Annotated in this window: 17 protein-coding genes; 9 read left to right on the forward strand and 8 right to left on the reverse strand. The window is 40.4% G+C overall.

Annotated features, from left to right (window positions below; genetic code table 11):
- The first annotated feature begins 502 nt into the window (after window positions 1-502).
- Window positions 503-1,498, forward strand: a complete 996-nt coding sequence (locus tag ACSQ7D_RS04155; protein WP_009419227.1) for an NAD(P)H-dependent glycerol-3-phosphate dehydrogenase — start codon at window positions 503-505, stop codon at window positions 1,496-1,498.
- Between the two features lie 134 nt (window positions 1,499-1,632).
- On the forward strand, window positions 1,633-2,217 hold the full coding sequence (locus tag ACSQ7D_RS04160) for a riboflavin synthase (RefSeq protein ID WP_437135471.1): 585 nt from the start codon (window positions 1,633-1,635) through the stop codon (window positions 2,215-2,217).
- On the opposite strand, the gene ACSQ7D_RS04165 is transcribed toward ACSQ7D_RS04160, so the two are convergent.
- Both ACSQ7D_RS04165 and ACSQ7D_RS04170 read right to left on the reverse strand, forming a co-directional pair.
- On the reverse strand, window positions 2,204-2,944 hold the full coding sequence (locus ACSQ7D_RS04165; RefSeq protein WP_437135472.1) for a lysophospholipid acyltransferase family protein: 741 nt from the start codon (window positions 2,942-2,944) through the stop codon (window positions 2,204-2,206). The genes ACSQ7D_RS04160 and ACSQ7D_RS04165 overlap by 14 nt on opposite strands.
- A gap of 291 nt (window positions 2,945-3,235) precedes the next feature.
- Entirely contained in the window at window positions 3,236-3,679 is a 444-nt protein-coding gene (locus ACSQ7D_RS04170) for a hypothetical protein (RefSeq protein WP_437135473.1), read from the reverse strand.
- A gap of 765 nt (window positions 3,680-4,444) precedes the next feature.
- Here ACSQ7D_RS04170 and ACSQ7D_RS04175 point away from each other — a divergent pair.
- The 7 genes from ACSQ7D_RS04175 (at window position 4,445) to rpoN (ending at window position 12,153) form a co-directional block, all read left to right on the forward strand.
- Window positions 4,445-4,909, forward strand: coding sequence for a DinB family protein (locus tag ACSQ7D_RS04175; protein WP_437135474.1), 465 nt, complete (start codon window positions 4,445-4,447; stop codon window positions 4,907-4,909).
- Window positions 4,906-5,955 carry a thiamine-phosphate kinase gene (gene thiL, locus ACSQ7D_RS04180; RefSeq protein WP_437135475.1) on the forward strand — a complete coding sequence of 350 codons (1,050 nt, stop codon included), beginning with the start codon at window positions 4,906-4,908 and terminating at the stop codon, window positions 5,953-5,955. Before ACSQ7D_RS04175 ends, thiL begins: the two co-directional genes overlap by 4 nt.
- Window positions 5,956-6,145: 190 nt before the next feature.
- Window positions 6,146-7,555: an alkaline phosphatase gene (locus tag ACSQ7D_RS04185; protein ID WP_437135476.1), complete on the forward strand. Its 1,410-nt coding sequence runs from the start codon at window positions 6,146-6,148 to the stop codon at window positions 7,553-7,555.
- A 3-nt stretch (window positions 7,556-7,558) separates the two neighbouring features.
- Window positions 7,559-8,536, forward strand: a complete 978-nt coding sequence (locus ACSQ7D_RS04190; RefSeq protein WP_437135477.1) for a cation diffusion facilitator family transporter — start codon at window positions 7,559-7,561, stop codon at window positions 8,534-8,536.
- A 12-nt stretch (window positions 8,537-8,548) separates the two neighbouring features.
- Entirely contained in the window at window positions 8,549-9,688 is a 1,140-nt protein-coding gene (locus ACSQ7D_RS04195; protein ID WP_437135478.1) for a glycosyltransferase family 4 protein, read from the forward strand.
- Between the two features lie 30 nt (window positions 9,689-9,718).
- A complete protein-coding gene (locus tag ACSQ7D_RS04200; RefSeq protein WP_009412465.1) occupies window positions 9,719-10,651 on the forward strand; it encodes a sugar transferase in 933 nt (310 codons plus the stop codon).
- 35 nt (window positions 10,652-10,686) lie between these two features.
- Window positions 10,687-12,153 carry an RNA polymerase factor sigma-54 gene (gene rpoN / locus ACSQ7D_RS04205; protein WP_437135479.1) on the forward strand — a complete coding sequence of 489 codons (1,467 nt, stop codon included), beginning with the start codon at window positions 10,687-10,689 and terminating at the stop codon, window positions 12,151-12,153.
- 148 nt (window positions 12,154-12,301) lie between these two features.
- On the opposite strand, the gene ACSQ7D_RS04210 is transcribed toward rpoN, so the two are convergent.
- The 6 genes from ACSQ7D_RS04210 to ACSQ7D_RS04235 all read right to left on the reverse strand — a co-directional run bounded on the left by ACSQ7D_RS04210 (window position 12,302) and on the right by ACSQ7D_RS04235 (window position 17,613).
- The gene (locus ACSQ7D_RS04210) at window positions 12,302-12,433 is read right to left on the reverse strand and encodes a hypothetical protein (protein ID WP_437135480.1); all 132 of its coding nucleotides are present in this window, start codon (window positions 12,431-12,433) and stop codon (window positions 12,302-12,304) included.
- Window positions 12,434-12,487: 54 nt separating this feature from the next.
- On the reverse strand, window positions 12,488-14,632 hold the full coding sequence (locus tag ACSQ7D_RS04215) for a S46 family peptidase (protein ID WP_437135481.1): 2,145 nt from the start codon (window positions 14,630-14,632) through the stop codon (window positions 12,488-12,490).
- Between the two features lie 41 nt (window positions 14,633-14,673).
- On the reverse strand, window positions 14,674-15,360 hold the full coding sequence (locus tag ACSQ7D_RS04220; protein ID WP_128091096.1) for a TIGR00730 family Rossman fold protein: 687 nt from the start codon (window positions 15,358-15,360) through the stop codon (window positions 14,674-14,676).
- A gap of 25 nt (window positions 15,361-15,385) precedes the next feature.
- Window positions 15,386-15,592, reverse strand: coding sequence for a hypothetical protein (locus ACSQ7D_RS04225; protein WP_252864842.1), 207 nt, complete (start codon window positions 15,590-15,592; stop codon window positions 15,386-15,388).
- 111 nt (window positions 15,593-15,703) lie between these two features.
- Window positions 15,704-16,870 (reverse strand): VWA domain-containing protein, encoded by a 1,167-nt coding sequence (locus ACSQ7D_RS04230; RefSeq protein WP_437135482.1) that lies wholly within the window; start codon window positions 16,868-16,870, stop codon window positions 15,704-15,706.
- Window positions 16,870-17,613, reverse strand: coding sequence for a porin family protein (locus tag ACSQ7D_RS04235; protein ID WP_009419241.1), 744 nt, complete (start codon window positions 17,611-17,613; stop codon window positions 16,870-16,872). Before ACSQ7D_RS04235 ends, ACSQ7D_RS04230 begins: the two co-directional genes overlap by 1 nt.
- Between the last annotated feature and the right edge of the window lie 808 nt (window positions 17,614-18,421).

The following is an 18,421-nucleotide window of genomic DNA, read 5'->3' on the forward strand; positions in this document are numbered from 1 at the left end:
CTTACAAATCAAACAAATAGGTAGCAAGCTACCTGAAAGTCTCGAACTGACCTATACTTCATAATTTTGCGCAGTGGCTCTGCGGGACGTATGACGGACTTTTAATAAACCTTAAACGGAAGTACAGTGGCTCTACAGTGGCTCTACAGTGGCTCTACAGTGGCTCTACAATGAAGACTAACCGAAGATCAATCGAATAGTAACTGAATATTAATTGAACTTATGGTGCTACTATCTCCTCACATCACTCGTTCTAGTGTTTAAACTTGTTGTACTTAAAATAAGTAATAACTTAAATCAAAGGCTCCAAATTTTCTTAAAAAAAAGAAATACACCTGGCGGTACAGAAATTGAAACAGATTTAATTGATTTTTACATAATTTATATAGCATAAGCTATATTTCCTCTTTTGGTGTGTTTGCTCTGTGGTTTTAGTAGGCACTTTTTGGTAATACAGCATTATTTTCGTATCTTTGCCCCAAAATAATAATAGCTAACAATTGTGGAAACCAAAATATCAGTTATCGGAGGAGGAAGTTGGGCAACGGCTCTGATTAAGATTTTTACCGCCAATATCGACCAAGTGTGTTGGTATATGCGCAATGAACAGGCTATTGAGCACATAAAAGCGACTAAACACAACCCTAACTACCTCAGCGATGTACATTTAAACATCAGCAAGCTACACCTCACCAACGACATCAACGAGGCGGTAGCTTTCAGCGATTATGTCGTCTTTTCTATCCCTTCAGCTTTCTTGAGTGACGAATTAGAAAAACTCACCGAACCGCTATCTAATAAAAATATATTTTCTGCTATCAAAGGTATTGAACCTAAGAGCGGACTTATAGTAGGTGAGTATTTCAACAAAATACATCACGTGCCTTATGCACAGATAGGCGTTATAGCAGGTCCTTGCCACGCCGAAGAGGTAGCCCTCGAACGTCTGTCGTACCTCACCATTGCTTGTCTGGACGAGGAAAAAGCACGCTTTATGGCTGAAGCAATGAAACGCCATTATGTGAAGACCAAAATATCCGACGATGTCGTAGGCATTGAATATGCTGCTATGCTAAAGAACATCTATGCCCTTGCTGCGGGTATTGCACACGGATTGGGCTATGGCGATAACTTCCAAAGTGTGCTGATGAGCAACGCTATTCGCGAGATGCGACGCTACATCAAGCATATTTACAAAATCAAACGAAATATTAACAACTCCGCTTATTTAGGTGATTTACTCGTAACCGCCTACTCGCTTTTCAGTCGCAACCGTATGTTCGGCACGATGATAGGTAAAGGCTATACGGTAAAGAGTACAATGGCTGAAATGAATATGGTAGCCGAAGGCTATTATGCCACCAAAAGCGCTTACCTCATTAACAAAAATCAAGAAAAACCCAGTCGCACTCCTATACTCGATGCCGTCTACAAAGTGTTATACGAAGGTAAAAGAGCCAATGTAGCGTTTGCAGAATTGACAGGAGAATTGGATTAGCTTCCTCCCCCTGCCCCTCCAAAGGAGGGGAGCTCACGTGAGAAAATCATTGTTAAACTTTTATTTATCCCCTTAAATCCTTTTTATGGATTTATCCTCTCTTCTTTGGAGAGAGGAATGGGATAAGGATTATTATGTTCACAGGAATTATAGAAGAAATAGGTAAAATCGTGCAGATAGAACGCGAAGAGGCGAATCTGCATTTATACGTAAAAAGTTCGTTTACAAATGAACTAAAAATAGACCAAAGTGTTGCCCATAATGGGGTATGCCTTACGGTAGTGGCTATCAATGGCGATGTATACCGAGTAACCGCTATCGCTGAAACTCTTGCCAAAACCCACTTAGGCTGTTTGCAAGTAGGTGATGCGGTAAACTTAGAGCGCGGTATGCTTCTCAACACGCGCTTAGACGGACATATCGTGCAAGGTCACATCGACCAAACGGGTACTTGTAGTGCTATCCAAGAAGAAGCCGGTAGCACCCGTTTTACTTTTGAGTACGACCCTTCTACGGGTAATGTAGTAATAGAAAAAGGCTCTATTACTGTGAATGGTGTAAGCCTAACGGTAATAGATGCAACTTCACATAGTTTTAGTGTAGCAGTAATCCCCTATACTTTAGCACATACCAATCTGCAATACTTACAAATAGGTAGCGTTGTAAATTTAGAATTCGATGTGATTGGTAAATATGTCGCTCGACTTATGCAACGGTAAGGCGTTGTAAAATAAGAGAACGTACTTCTTCACGTAAAGAATCTTTATCGTCAAGGGTTTTGCCTTGAGTAGGAATAGGGCGCAATATATCTACTCGCATTGTGCCTATACTGCCGGCAAAGAAGCGGAAGGGGAAGCGTTTTTTAGTATCGTAGAATACCATTGGCACTATGGGAATTTGGCATTCTATCGCAATACGGAAAGCACCATCTTTAAAACTATCGAGTACTATACTTTCATCATCGGGGACGCCCCCTTCGGGGAAAATACAAATGCTCAGCCCTGCCTTTATTCTCTCCATCGCTTGGGCATAAACCTCCTTCCTACTCTGCGGACTCTTTCTATCTACCATTATGGCAACACGTTTGTAGAAATAACCAAACAATAGCGTCTTGCTCAGTTCCTTCTTCCCTACAAATACAAACGGATTTTTACTACAATAGAACATCAGCATTATGTCCATCATACTGTAATGATTGGCGACTAGCATATAGCTATGGCGGTCGTTAGGCACGGTATATTCCCTGTGTATTTTGGGTAAAAAGCCCATACCATACAATATAGGCGTTGCCCATAAGTTCCGGGCTACCCAATAAAATGAGCGATACCATTCTGCCCGTGCTGTAAGAATAAACAACAAGGGCAACCACAGGAGAATAAGAATGAGGACAAGCAAGTAAAACCAGCTCTTCCACAAGAGCCAAAAGGTGTATTTCAGGAGTTTCATTTAATGCAATCTTATTATTATCCGGTAAAAGCAAATATATTACTGATTTCTAAACTTATAAACCTCTACATCACCGCTTAACGCTCTCTTTTTGCAGTGTAAAAGTATCGTTAAAACAGTAATAAAGTTTTGTTAAAATCGATTTTTTCTTTGGTAATTCAAAAATTTGCCGTACCTTTGTCAGCGCAATGAGGGTGGTAGCTCATTGTAAAACTTCAAATAATAGTTTTCATAATTTAAAGTTTTGGTTGGTTAATGGAAAAGTCCGATATTATTATCGGACTTTTTTTCTTATACAGACCACCATAGCTTCCAAGGAATCATCGAGAGCAAGCACACCAGTGCAATACCGTAAAACAGGGCTATTTTGCCATACATCTTGCGCACTTCTGTCTGTTTTTTAAGTTTTACCCAGCCGACAGTAATCAGCGTTACTGCTATGATATTCATTATAGGGTGCTCCACCAATAATTGGCGCAATAAGCTGTCTTTCATCACCACTTTAGCCCCCTCACTCCACATCTGCAAACGAGGGGTAGTTACATAGACTAATAAGCCCAATAATAATTGTATATGAGAGAATACCAAAGCAAACAAACTCAAGCGGAGGTCTTTTATTCCAAAGTATTTTCTTTTGCCAAAAAATCCGATAATCGCATTGATAACTGCTATGATAAGCACTGCCAATACTAAATAAGCACATAGTGAATGTGTCTGTTTAATTAGTTGATACATAATATTCTTTATAAATTTGCGGGCAAAAATACAAATCTTTTTGAAATTCTTTTCTTTCTTCAAAGTATTTTTTGTACTTTTGCCTTTGGATGATAGTTATGAATTATTGACAAATGAGGAAATTAGAAAATGAGAGAATTAGAAAATGAGGAAATGAGAGAATTGGAAAATGAGGAAATGAGAGAATGAGAAAATTAGTGAATGAGAGAATTGGAAAATTTGACTAATAAAACAATAATTAATACAACCTTTTTTAGGAGGTGACAATCAGTTTATTCAACTTTGGCAAAGTGTATACTCCTAAAAGTGATACATCTGAGCTATCAGAAGGAAACGGAAGATTTCAGAAGAGGGTTGGGAGAGATTTTGGCGAAAAAGAGGTGTAAGGAGGGTATGGTTAGCTTATAGAGAGCTTATAGGAAGCTTATACGAATCTTGGACGATTGGTATAGAAAGGGTATATAAGTAATTGACTTATAACACGATACAACAGTACTAAAAATGTTAAAAACAGGGTTTCGAGGCGAAAGAAAGAGAAAAGGTAATAGGCCTTAGGCCATAGGCACTAGGGGGAGTATGACGGAAAATCAAAAGAAACCTCTTCTCTAATTCACTTAGTTGACAATTGCTGATAACCCTCGATAGGAGGAATTGGCGATAATCATTATAGACAAGTTATATAATTTACAGTGAAACAATACATTAATTCCCCTACTCTCGATTGACACTAATGATAATAACTAACGACAAAAAACTAACAACTATATGACAGAACAAGTATTTGCCTTACACGTGGCAACCCGCAACAATCTTTTAACTTATTTGGAGAATGTAAGTCCTGAACAATTAGCGCAAATCCCCACAGGATTTCACAATAACATCTGGTGGAACATCGCTCACTGCGTGGCGCAACAACAAATACTCTGCTACAAACTATCAGAACTCAATTTTGTTGTACCCGAAACTTTTGTAGATACTTATAAAAAAGGTACTTATCCCGATGGACACATTCCTACCGCTGAGGAAATTCAAGAATTGCGTAGCTTACTCATCAGTACTCAAAAACAACTGCAAGCCGACTACGAGCGTGGGGTGTTCTCTAATTTTACTCCTTACACTACCAGCTATGGCTATGCGCTTACCTGCATTGAAGATGCGATACATTTCAACAATACTCACGAGGGAATGCACCTTGGAGTGGTAATTGCTTTAAACTATTTTGCTAAATGATAGAAGATAAAACGCCTCACCGTACCTCATTAGCCGATTTGGGTGAATTTGGACTCATCGAACGCCTGACGGAGGGATTTGAAATCCACAATCCTTCCACTCTTAAAGGCGTAGGCGACGATGCGGCGGTAATGGATTTTAAAAATAAGAGAACTGTCGTCTCTACCGACCTGCTCATTGAAGGTGTACATTTCGACCTCAGCTATGTACCGCTGAAGCATTTAGGGTACAAGTCGGTAGTAGTGAACGTATCGGATATCTATGCGATGAACGCTACGGCTACCCAAATAACGGTATCGATAGCAGTATCCAATCGCTTTCCGTTAGAAGCCTTAGAAGAGTTCTATGCGGGCATTCGCTTAGCCTGCGAGCATTATAAGGTAGACTTAGTAGGAGGCGACACAACCTCGTCTACACGCGGACTTATCATCTCGGTAACGGCGATAGGTGAAGCGGAAGCATCGGACTTAGTATATCGCAACGGAGCGCAGCCTAACGACCTTGTGGTACTGACGGGCGATATAGGGGGTGCCTATATGGGTTTGCAGATATTGGAACGCGAAAAAGCTGTTTTTCAGGTAAACCCAAACTCTCAACCCGATATAGAGATGTATTCTTACATTTTGGAACGCCAACTCAAACCCGAAGCCCGCAAAGATATTCCGCCTCTGCTAAAACAATTAGGCGTAAAACCTACTGCTATGATGGATGTAAGCGACGGATTGTCGTCAGAGATATTGCACATTTGCAAACAATCGGGGGTAGGTTGTAGGTTATATGAAGACAAAATACCGCTTGACCCACAAGTGATTAGTACTTGTGAGGAGTTCAACTTAGATAGCACTACCATAGCCCTGAGCGGAGGCGAGGACTACGAACTGCTGTTTACCATAGCTCAAGCCGATTACGATAAGATAAAAGGCAACCCCAATTTTAGTGTAATAGGCTACATTACCGATAAAGAGGAGGGAGTAAACCTCATCACCCGTGCGGGACAGTTTATACCGATTATAGCGAAAGGGTGGAACGCACTGAGCAATGGTTAATGGTTAATGATTAATTCTTGACTTGTATAATGAATAAAGAAATAAATATAAAAATAGATAAAAGTCTTGATAAATTTAAAGGGAAAGTACTTTTCCCCGAAGAAATTAGCACTTGGTGAAAAACTCTTACAACGTGCTAAATTTCCGATGGAATTAAAAGAGAAATTAAACATATCATAAAAAAACTATTATGAAAAGAAGAGCATTTTTTAAACGTGGGGCTTTAGCAGCTTTAGGAGGCTTAGTACTTCCTTCATTCGATTTACAAGCGCAAACCCTTGGGGAAGCCCATAAAAACAAACGCACTAAAAACATCATTTTTATGGTGAGTGATGGTATGAGTTTCGGCACTTTGGTAATGGCTGACCTGTACCTAAAACGCAAATTCGGTCGCCCTTCCAGCTGGATAGGATTGTACGAAAGTAACCTCGCACAGCGCGCCGTAATGGATATGGCATCAGCAAGTTCAGTAGTCACCGACTCCTCAGCAGCGAGTTCGTCTTGGGGCGGTGGAGTACGTGTAAAGAACGGTAGCCTAAATATCAGTCCAGATGGCAAAGAGAATATGCCTATCTTGCAAAAGTTCAAAAAAGCAGGTAAGAAAGTGGGTTGTGTCACTACCGTAATGGTAAACCACGCCACTCCGGCAGGCTTCTGTACGTGGAGCAAAAGCCGTAATGCTATGGATGAGATAGCCCTCAACTACACCGAATTAGGCTTCGATGTGATGTTAGGCGGCGGTAGCAAATACTTCGACCCTGCCCATCGCAAGGACAAAAAAGACCTCTTTGCTGTTCTCAAAAAGAAAGGTTATACGGTAGCTCGCACTCGCGGTGAAATGCTGAAAGCACCTACTAATAAACCTCTTTATGGGCTCTTTGCTGAAGATGCCCTCCCCTACTCTATCGACCGTGTTCAAAGCAGTGAAGAACAAGCTAAATCGCCTACTCTTGCCGAGATGACTGCTAAGGCTATCGACCAGCTCAAAAGTCACCCTAACGGCTTTGTAATACAAGTAGAAGGCGGTAAAGTAGACTGGGCGGCACACGGCAATGATATAGGGGCTTTGCTGTACGACCAGGTAGCTTTTGACGAGGCTATAAAAGTAGCCCTCTATTTTGCAAAAGCTGATGGCAACACTCTTGTAGTGCTTACTTCTGATCACGGCAATGCCAACCCTGGACTCATCTACGGCAAAGAATGTAATGACAACTTTGACAGATTGCAAAACTTCACTCATTCTAACGATTGGATATTGCAACAAATCAATTCTAACGACTCGGTAGCCAAAGTGCGTGAGCACGTTGCTCAATACTGCGGTGGAATGAACATCAGTGAGGAACAAGCCAAAGAACTCTTAGGCTATTACGCTAAAACCGAAAGAAAAGAAGACGGCTTGTACAACTACAAACACCTGCCTTACCGACTGTTTGCCGAAATACAAAAAGCACATACTTCGGTAGGCTGGATAAGTATGGATCACTCATCGGATTACACCGAATTGGCAATGTATGGACCAGGTAGCGAGCGACTTAAACCTTTTATGCGCAATACCGATATGCACAATTTCTTGTTAGACGCAGCGGAAGTTAGTCGTTAACAAATGAAAACTTTTCAGTTTCAGAAGCTCGTTACTTTTATAGGGATATTGCTCTTCATCGTGAAGTTGATAGCGTGGCGTATTACCAATTCTAATGCTATCTTTTCGGACACGATGGAGAGCATTGTGAATATTATTGCCGCTTTTATGGGGCTCTATTCACTATACCTCTGCAACAAACCTCGTGATACCGACCACCCTTATGGACACGGCAAGGTAGAGTTTGTTACCGCTGGTATTGAGGGGATGCTCATCGCCATCGCTGGGGTACTTATTCTCATCGAAGCCATTTCGTCACTTATAGAGGGAATACATCTCGACAAATTAGGCTGGGGGATTGCCCTTTTCGGGTCTACCGCCATAGTGAATTACGCTATGGGGTATATTTCTTATCAAAAGGGAAAGAAAGAAAACTCGTTAGTACTGATGAGTGCGGGCAAACACTTGCAATCGGATACTTTTGCTACTTCGGCTATTGTGTTGAGTTTGGTGTTGGTACACTTCACCGGTTGGCTATGGCTCGACCCTCTAATTGCTATTGGCTTTGGTAGTTATATCATTGTGATAGGGTGGAAGATTGTACGTAAAGCCCTCAGCGGTATTATGGACGAGCGCGACGAAGCCCTCTTTGCCGAACTCGTAAATATACTGCAAGCTAACCGCAAAACCGAATGGATAGACATTCACAATATGCGCATTCAGCAGTTTGGGGCTCACTTACACATTGATGCACATATCACTCTGCCTTACTATTATTCTTTAAAAGAAGCCCATCAAGAAATGGAAAAGGTGATTCATTTATTGGTAGAAAAAGTAGATAGAACTATAGAATTCAACTTTCACTTAGACTATTGCAAACCCTTTTCGTGTGAAATATGCACTATCGAGTGTCCCTTTAGAGAAAAACCTTTTGTGCGGACTATACAGTGGGATGTAAAGAACATCGCAGGGGTAGCAAAACATAAAATAAATGATCAATAAGAAATAAACAATATGATAGTTACTTTCTTTTCGGAAAACCTATGGTTTACAGCTTTTTTTGTGTGCCTCCTTTCATTAGGAGTAACTTACTTTTCTTTGCCAAGTGTTATCTATGTCGTAAAACAAAAAAACTTGATGGATAAACCCAATGCGCGTAGCTCCCACAAAGAAAAAACTCCTACTTTAGGAGGACTTTCTTTTTTTGTAAGCTTGATTTTTACCTTGTTCTTGCTTCGTCCGTTTGATAACGATAGTGTGGGGATTAATATTCTATCAGGGGTTGGGGTATTGTTTTTCGTAGGTTTAAAGGATGACCTCACAGGTGTAAACCCCAGTACAAAAATCATAGGTCAAATCATCGCTACTCTCATTCTTTTCTTTGGTTCAGGACTTAAAATCACCACATTAAACAATTTTTTAGGTATCACTGATATTCCTTATTGGTTTTCTATACTCATCAGTTGTGCTATAGTGATGGCTATTGTCAATTCTTACAATCTGATCGATGGCATTAATGGTTCAGCAGCAATGGTAGGCATTGTGATTTTTGGAGCTTTTGCCTATGTTTTCTACGATGCCGAAATGTACTTCTACTTTCTGTTATCACTGTTGAGCATCAGTTTTCTATTGGCTTTTTTGCGTTATAACCTATCGGCTAAAAAACGGGTGTTTATGGGCGATACAGGCTCTATGATTGTAGGGTTCCTCATTGCTGTATTGGCTATCAAATACTTTTCGCTCAATACAGAGTTGTTAGAAAGTGCTGTTATCACCCCTTCAAACAAAGTGTGGGTGCTACTCTCTATCATCTTCATTCCCTTTTTTGATACTACTCGCGTGTTCACCACCCGCTTGTTGCGACACGGACAACCTTTTAAAGCCGACCGCAGTCATATCCACCACGTGATGATAGACTATATGAAATTGTCGCTCTCACAAGCAAGTTTACTGTTAGCTTTGATTAATCTCGCTGTTTTTGTAACAATTTTATTTTTTAATACAAGAATATCCCCTTTGATGCTGGGAATTTTGTTTATAGCTTTCTCTATAGTTTTAGCTATTGTTTTATTTATTGTGAATCGAGGATATCACAATCTTAAAAACAAACAAAAAATTAGACATCTTATCAATGAAATTCATAAAAAGCACTGAAATAATTTATTGTTTTAAAAAGATATAATTATGAAAATATTTTATCATAGACCAACTTGTTTATTTATTAATGTGGGCGGTATTCTTGAGAAATTGTTAGAGGAATCAAATATCTCTAAATTTTATAGAATTATCAAATATGATATTTCCAAGAAAAAAAGAACCATTTCGAGTATTGTCAATAAGCTAAAAATAGCAATTATTGTTATTGAAACTTCAAAAATCAAAGAATATCCTGATGATATCATTAGAGAAATTATTGATTTGAGGACTAAAGGTATTATTGTTTATGAAGCAGAAGAATTTTACGAAAATATCAACAAGCGTATTCCTATCGTAAAATTAGAAGCTAAAAAATATATTGGCGATGATATTTTTTCTATAAAACAAAGAATTAGACACCGATTGATCAAACGTTTTTTTGATTTATCACTTGTTTTCTTAGCTCTTCCTATAGCATTACCTTTAACTATTATAGGAGTTATTCTTACTCTTTTAAGTTCAAAAGGAGGTGCTTTCTTTGCGCAGACACGTGTAGGAAGAGAAGGAAAAACTTTTAAAATATACAAAATCAGAACTATGGTATTAAACAATGGAGGTTTTACTCAGGCAAATGACTCACGTATTACCCCTATTGGAAAAATATTGCGCTTTACCAAAATAGATGAACTACCTCAATTATACAACGTATTGAGAGGTGATATGAGTATTATAGGCCCTCGCCCTGAAATTCCTGAATATGTAGAAAAATATGCAGAACAAATACCTTTTTTCAAACTACGCCATATGGTAAAACCAGGAGTTACAGGTTGGGCTCAAATTCATATCCCAAAAGCCACTCCTGAAGATAGTATTAAAAAATTAGAATATGATTTGTACTACATCAAGCGATATTCATTATTCCTTGATATTAAAATAGTACTTGAAACTACAAAAATTATACTTACCTTAAATAGTAACTAATTTTTTTTGTACCTTTGCGCCCTATCTCATAAGAAATGCTCAAACAGAATTTACAACTTAAACTCTCACAGAAACTCTCACCTCAGCAAATACAGCTGATGAAACTAGTGCAACTCCCCACTCTTGCCTTTGAACAACGTGTGAAACAAGAGATGGAAGAAAACCCCGCCTTAGAATCAGGACGCGAAGAAGATGCTCTCGATGAGTTTCACGATGAGTTCGACAACTCTGCCGATGAATATAATGACAACGATGTAATTGATATGGACGATATCAACATCGATGAATACCTCAGCGATGACGAAATACCCGACTACCGTCTGCACGCTAATAACTACAGCGACGACGATGAAGATCACGATATTCCTTTCAGTGCCGAGGTGTCGTTTCACCAATCCCTTATCAACCAATTGAGCACCTTTACCCTCTCCGATGAGGATTACTTAATTGCTGAGTTCCTCGTGGGTAGCATAGACGATACAGGCTATATACGCCGCTCTATTCAAGACCTTACCGACGACTTAGCTTTCACCCAAAATATCTATACTGAAGAGGAACACGTAGAACAAATACGCCAACAGATTATCTTCCAATTAGACCCTGCAGGAGTAGGCGCTGCCGACCTGCAAGAGTGCTTGCTCATACAACTGCGCCGCAAAAAACAAACCCCTGCTATAGAATTGGCAATCAAAATGCTTACCGAAGCCTTTGAGGCATTCACTAAAAAGCATTATACCAAACTGCAACAACGCTTTTTGGTGACTGAAGAACAGCTAAAAGAAGCGGTACAAGAGGTAGAGCGCCTAAACCCTAAACCTGGAAGTTCTTACGTGGGTAACAATGTGCATATAGAGCAAATTATCCCCGATTTTACCGTAAAAGTGGTAGATAACGAGTTGGAACTCTCTCTCAACGGACGCAATGCTCCTGAACTACACGTTTCTAAGGAATATAGTACTATGCTCGATACTTATAAGAAGAGTAAGGAAAAGAGCAATTCACAAAAAGAAGCGGTATTCTTTATCAAACAGAAGTTGGATTCTGCTAAGTGGTTTATAGATGCCATTCGTCAGCGACAACAAACGCTCCTCATCACAATGGATGCTATTATGGAACACCAACGCGAATACTTCCTCACAGGTGATGAACTAAAAATTAAACCGCTTATTCTCAAAGATATCGCCGATAAGGTAGGTATGGACATCTCTACTGTGTCGCGAGTAGCGAGCAGTAAATACGTAACTACCCCTTATGGCACAAAACTCATTAAAGATTTCTTTTCGGAATCTATGAAGAACGACCAAGGAGAAGACGTTTCTACTCGTGAAATCAAGCAGATATTACAACATATTATCGCTAAGGAAGACAAGAGCAAACCCCTCCCCGATGACGAATTGGCACAGCTCCTGAAAGAGAAAGGTTACCCCATTGCACGCCGTACTATCGCCAAATACCGCGAACAAATGGATATACCTGTAGCACGCCTCAGAAAAGAGCTGTAAGTGTGAGTCTCACAGGCAAAATATAAAGAAACTCCAGTATAGTGACAGACTGTACTGGAGTTTTTTTTCGTAACACAACAAGCCGTTTTACAAATTAAAAGCTTCTTTTAATTCATTATACACCTGTTTGATAATCGAAGTAGGTTGCTCAAAGATGTGGAATATACATAGCTACAATTTCTTTATTTCCTACTTTGTAATAATAGAAGCTCTTGCCTTTATCGATGAGTGCGTTTTCTTCAGATTGATATTCACCTGTATTTTTAAGGTAATTTTTCAATCTTCTTTTTCAGTAAGAAAGACTTTGGCAAAGCTTTCAACTCATCATTAACCATTATTTCACTATCTTCATCTCATTTAGCAAATACCCTGCTCCGGCGTATTTATCAATGATAAAGAGCACATAGCGAATATCTACCATAATATTGCGACATATTTTAGGGTCGTAGTAAATATCGCTCATTGTACCTTCCCACACGCGGTCGAAATTGAGACCGATAAGATTACCTTGTGCGTCTATCGCAGGACTGCCTGAGTTGCCTCCCGTGGTGTGATTGGTTGCTACGAAACACACAGGCATCTTGCCGTTTTTGCCGTAAATACCATAGTCTTTTTTCTCATAGAGCTCGCGCAGTTTGGGGGGCACATTAAATTCGTAGTCGTTAGGCACGTATTTTTCCATTACACCGTCTAAATAAGTCATATAATCATAGGTTATAGCATCCGAAGGTGAGTAACCCGCTACCTTGCCATAAGTAACGCGCAAAGTGCTATTGGCATCAGGGAAAATGCGGTCTTGAGGTTTCGAGAACTCCAAGATAGCCTTCATATAAGTACGTTGTAAGGCGGTAATCTCGCTGTCCAACTGTCGGTAAGTAGGCACTACAGCTCCGTAGAAATGAGCGACAATTTGCTGTACAAATTGTACGCCTATGTCATTTTTGAGGCGCCTTTCAAAAACTTCATCGGGTAGGTTGAGTACTTTTTCCATTTCGGTTTTAGAAGCCAAAAACGACTCTTTATAGAGTTTGTCAGCCAGTGTGTGTATCTCAAACTGCTGTAAGTTAGGCGAGAGTAGCGTTTTAGGCATCGCCTGAGCATAATACACTACCGCTTTTTCAAATACGGCTTTATCTACATTCACATCGTAGTTTTTAAATACCGTTTCAAAGTTGTTTAAAAGGTTCTTCTTGCGGTCGTTGAATGATTGTGTTCCTTTCTCGTGCAGCGCATTTTGCAGTTGAAGGATTTTATAGCCATTTGCCAGCAAGTCGATATTGCGCTGTACCAACTCCGAAAAGAGGTCTACTGCCAAAGCATAGTTTTGTATTTGAGCGTATTTTTCAGTAAACTGAGGTAAAATATAACCATATTCAGCAGTTTTACCTACTCTTTCTATCTCTTTTTGAAATTTCTGTTCTTGAGCGCGTTTGATAGCTACCGCATCCGATTTTTTCAAACCTTGTGTTTCACCTATCCACTTTTTCCAATAGTTGGCAACGCTGGCGTATTTAGAGGCGTATTTTATTTTTATTTCGTTGCTGTTGCGCATAAAGCCGTCTTGCACTTTGAGCACCACATCGCGAATGCCTATCTTAGCAGGATTCAATACATTCACAATTTGTTCCACTGCTACGGCAGGTAAATATTCTTCAGTACGACCTGGATAACCGAAGACCATTGTAAAATCGCCTGCTTTCACGCCTTTTAACGAGATAGGAAAGAAGTGTTTGGGGCGATAGGGCACGTTGTCTTTGGAATAGGTTGCGGGGCGGTTGTTTTTATCGGCGTATACACGGAAAAGCGAGAAGTCCCCCGTATGGCGAGGCCATACCCAATTATCGGTATCCGAACCGAATTTGCCTATAGCCGAAGGCGGTGCACCTACTAAACGCACATCTTTAAAAGTTTCTACTACAAAAAGGATATACTGATTGCCCTCGTAGAAAGCACGAACCCGATTCTCTTGCCACGCTTCTTTAGGCGAGTTTTTCACCAAAGAGGCAATATTGCGTTCTATCTGAGAGGCGCGAACGCTCTCACTACTTAGGTTTTGAGTATCGGCGAGTACTTTTTGGGTAACATCTTCAATACGTACAATAAAAGTAACTTCTAAATTCTTGTTAGGCAACTCTTCCGATAGATTTTTAGCCCAAAAACCATCGGTAAGGTAATCATTTTGCACTGAGGAATGCGCTTGTATCTGTCCGTAGCCACAATGGTGATTAGTGAGCAGTAGCCCTTTATCCGAAATCATTTCGGCAGTACAGCCTCCATTGAAATGAGGCACGGCGTCTTTCAAGCTCGACTTATTGACGCTATAAATATCACTCACCGACATTTTCATACCTAAGGACTTCATTTCTCTGGCGTTCATACCCTCCAAAAGCGAAGGAATCCACATACCGCCCTGTTGTGCTGTTAAGGTAACAGGTAACAAGTAAAAGCTAAAAAGTAATAAAGAGATAAACTTCTTCATAGTCTCTGTTTAAATTAAAGTGCAAATATAGGGAATATTTTCTAAAAATTCGGTTTTAACTGTTGTTTGTTGTTGTAGAAATCTTCAATGACTTTAATCACTTCATCTTCGGTGTCTACTAAGTGAAACAAATCCAAATCCTCAGCACTAATATTATTAAATTTTTCTAATAAAATCTTCTTTATCCAGTCTACAAGTCCGCTCCAGTAATCTGTACCGACTAAAATAATAGGAATTTTGTCTATTTTATAGGTCTGCACGAGGGTGAGAATCTCGAAGAGTTCATCGAGGGTTCCAAAGCCCCCAGGCATTGCTACAAAAGCTTTAGAATACTTTACAAACATCACCTTGCGCGCAAAGAAGTAGTTAAATTTGATATTCTTGTCGTGATCGATATAAGAGTTATTCGTCTGTTCAAAAGGTAAATCAATATTCAGCCCTGCCGAAACACCTTTGTTCAGGTGCGCTCCTTTGTTGCCCGCCTCCATAATACCAGGTCCACCGCCGGTGATAATACCGAAGCCCTCATCTACTATCTTTTGGGCAATACGCACAGTGAGTTCGTAATAGGGCATTTCTGGCTTAATACGTGCCGAACCAAAAATACATACACAAGGTCCTATGGAACTCATCTGCTCATAGCCGTGTACAAATTCACCCATTATTTTAAAAATCGACCAAGAGTCGTGTGTTTTAGTTTCGTTCCAAACTTTAGAATGTTTTTTCATTGAGTTAAATGTTAAAAGTTAAGAGTTAAGGAGTATAGTTTTTCCAACCATATTCGTAATATTTTTCAGTAGGCATAAACTCGCCAGCTCCACCGTCTAAATCGCCTGCGCAAGGAATGCGGTGTAATCCCCAATTACAAGGCTTGCTTTTGCCCGTTTTGTAGCTCGTCCAAGTGCCGAGAAAGCTGTTGTTAAAATAAGCGTCGGAATCGTCATCTATATAGTCATACAAAAATCGGTTTTTGTTATCTACATACCATTTAACGAATAGCTTTCCTTTAAAAACACCCGTAGCACTCTGTTTAGGGTCTTCTTTCAGTTCATAGGTAGCACAAAAGTGCTATTACACTTCCTTATCTGTGCGACTTGCACTCTCAAATTTCTTTAGGTCATTCCCTTTGAGGGCGTTCTCTACGAGTTCGGGCAGACGGTCAGGAGTACAGGCAAAGCAGGCAATGCCGAGTTTGCTGATTTCTTTACCGAGTTTCTCATCGTAATCAGGACGACCGCCGTCAGAAAGGGCTAAGAGCACCAATATCTTTACGCCATCTTGGTGCATCTCATTCAGGCGACGCAAGAGTCCAGCGCGTACACCTCCTTCATAGAGGTCAGAAATGAGAATAAACATCGTTTTGCGCGGATTCTCAATAAGTGTTTGGCAATACGCCACCGATTTATTAATGTCTGTCCCTCCTCCTAACTGTACCCCAAAAAGCATATCCACAGGGTCTTCACGACAGACTTCCGTAAGGTCGGTTACTTCTGTATCAAACACTACCACGTGTGTATCAAGGGCTGGCATACTCGCAAAGATAGACCCCATTACTGACGAATATATAATCGAATCACACATCGAACCACTCTGGTCGATGTCCAAAATCACTGTCCAGTTCTTTTGGCGCTGGGTGCGTTCAAAAAAATAGAACTTTTCAGGAATAAGTCGCTTGGTAGCGGTATCGTAGTTCTTGAGGTTGCGCTGAATTGTGCGCTTCCAGTCGGTCGACGAGAAGTTGGCAATAGGTGTATGCGCTTTTTTGTTGAGCGCACCGGTAACAGCACGGCGTAGGTCTTGCTCCATACGCTTCATAATCTCATCGACTACCTCTTTCACCAATTCGCGTGCGGTATTTTTAGATTTAGCAGGTATTTGCCCTTTGAGTGCCATTAAAGTGCCCACCATAGAGATATCGGGCTTTACGTTTTTAAGGGTTTCAGGTTCAAATAGTAGTTTGGTGAGTCCTTTGCGCTCAATAGCATCACTTTGAATCACACTTACCACATCGGGAGGAAAGAACGAACGCACATCGGTGAGCCACTTAGCTAAGTTGGGTGACGAACTGCCTAAGCCTGCCGAGCGTTTGCCTCCATTATTACCGTTGCCTTCGGTATCGTCGTAGAGGGCAGCCAGCGTGGCGTCCATCAGCGATTGTTGCTCATTGAGCGATACCTCACCCAAAGCATTCAAATCCTGACCCAAGATGAGTCGCCAACGTGTAATTAGGTCGTCCATTATAAAATATAAAAAAGTAATCCTAATTGTAACACATTCGATTTGAGGCTTGTGCCATCAGTAGTTTTAGCGTCTTTCAGCAAAGGGGTAAGATTGTACTGCACATAGAAGTTCAACGCGTTATACCCAAAGGCAATAAAAGGCTTTACCTGAAACGTATGAGCTATATCGGAGTTCTGAAAAGCTATCGAAACACCATCAGCAGTATACAAACTTCTACTGTTGAAGATATAGGCAAAACGCGCTCCTGTATACACGCGCCAAAACTTATGACTGTAAGGGGTAGAGGTGCGAAAGCGAAACTCTACGGGTATTTCTACCGAATGCGTCTCGAAGAAATTACGAGTGATGTTCCGGTCGCTGAAACGTTCTACTATCTCATAGCTCACGCCCGAAACCGTTTTGTTAGCCACCATATTGTTGTACACCAAATCGTAAGCATAGCCTATACCCACCCCAAAGCCTATATTACGCGCTTTGTTCATAGGTAGGTCGCGAATAAAACCTACGTGAATCCCCCTTGAAAGGTTGTGTTGCACCACGTTATTTGCTTTACCAGCCAAATAGTCATAAGTAAGACCAAAGTAAAATTGGTCTTCGAGGTAGTGCAGGTCTGCTTCCGTATCGGTAGCAGTAGCCGTTTGTGGGGTGCTTATCATTCCATCATCGTTATTCTCTTGAGCAAAAGTAAAGAGCGAAAAGTGAAGAGCGAAAAGCAACAGTATCCTATTTAGTTTGTTCATCTTTTTTGTTGCATATTTTGGGCAAAGGTAAGAATAATTAGCAAATTAACAAATTTGCTAATTTCCAAATTTTCTAATTCTCTAATTTCCCAATCCGTCCATTCTCTTTCCGTCCCTACACTCCCCTTTTGAAGGGGCTAGGGAGATGTTTGTCACCTTTTCCAGCTTGTCCCCCTTCGGGGGCTTACCGAATAAATAACTCTCCCCAGTTTCCCCCTTTAAAGGTAGCCATCGACAACTGGGTATGTGCACCGCGAGAGCGGAGTATGTGTAAAGGAGGATATTTTCACCACATTACCTTCGATTTTCCGTCATACTCCCCCCTAGTGCCTAAGGCCTAAGGCCTAGTGCCTAGTGCCTAGTACCTATTCCCTTTTCTTTCGCCTCGAAACCCCGTTTTTACCATTTTTTGCATCGCTGTATTATACTATGGGTCAATCACTTATACACCCTTCCTATACCAATCGTCCAAGATTCGTATAAGCTTCCTATAAGCTCTCTATAAGCTACCCCCACCCTCCTCACACCCTTTTTTCACCAAAAACGCCCTTAACCTTCTTCCGAACTTTTCCTTTTCCTTCCGATAGCTCAAATGTGTCACTTTTAGGGGTATACACTTTGCCAAAGTTTAAAACCAAAACTGTAAGGAAGATTTATAAAGCACTGATTTTTAACTATGTTTTTTTGTAGGAATACTATGCAAGTATTATCTTTGCAAAAAAAAAGTTATGACCACTATAATAAAGAATAGAAAAAGAATTTCAAATATCTTTTCTAAGATAGAAGATAAAGAGTTAGAATTTCTTGT

This window comes from Capnocytophaga sp. G1920, from assembly GCF_051417515.1.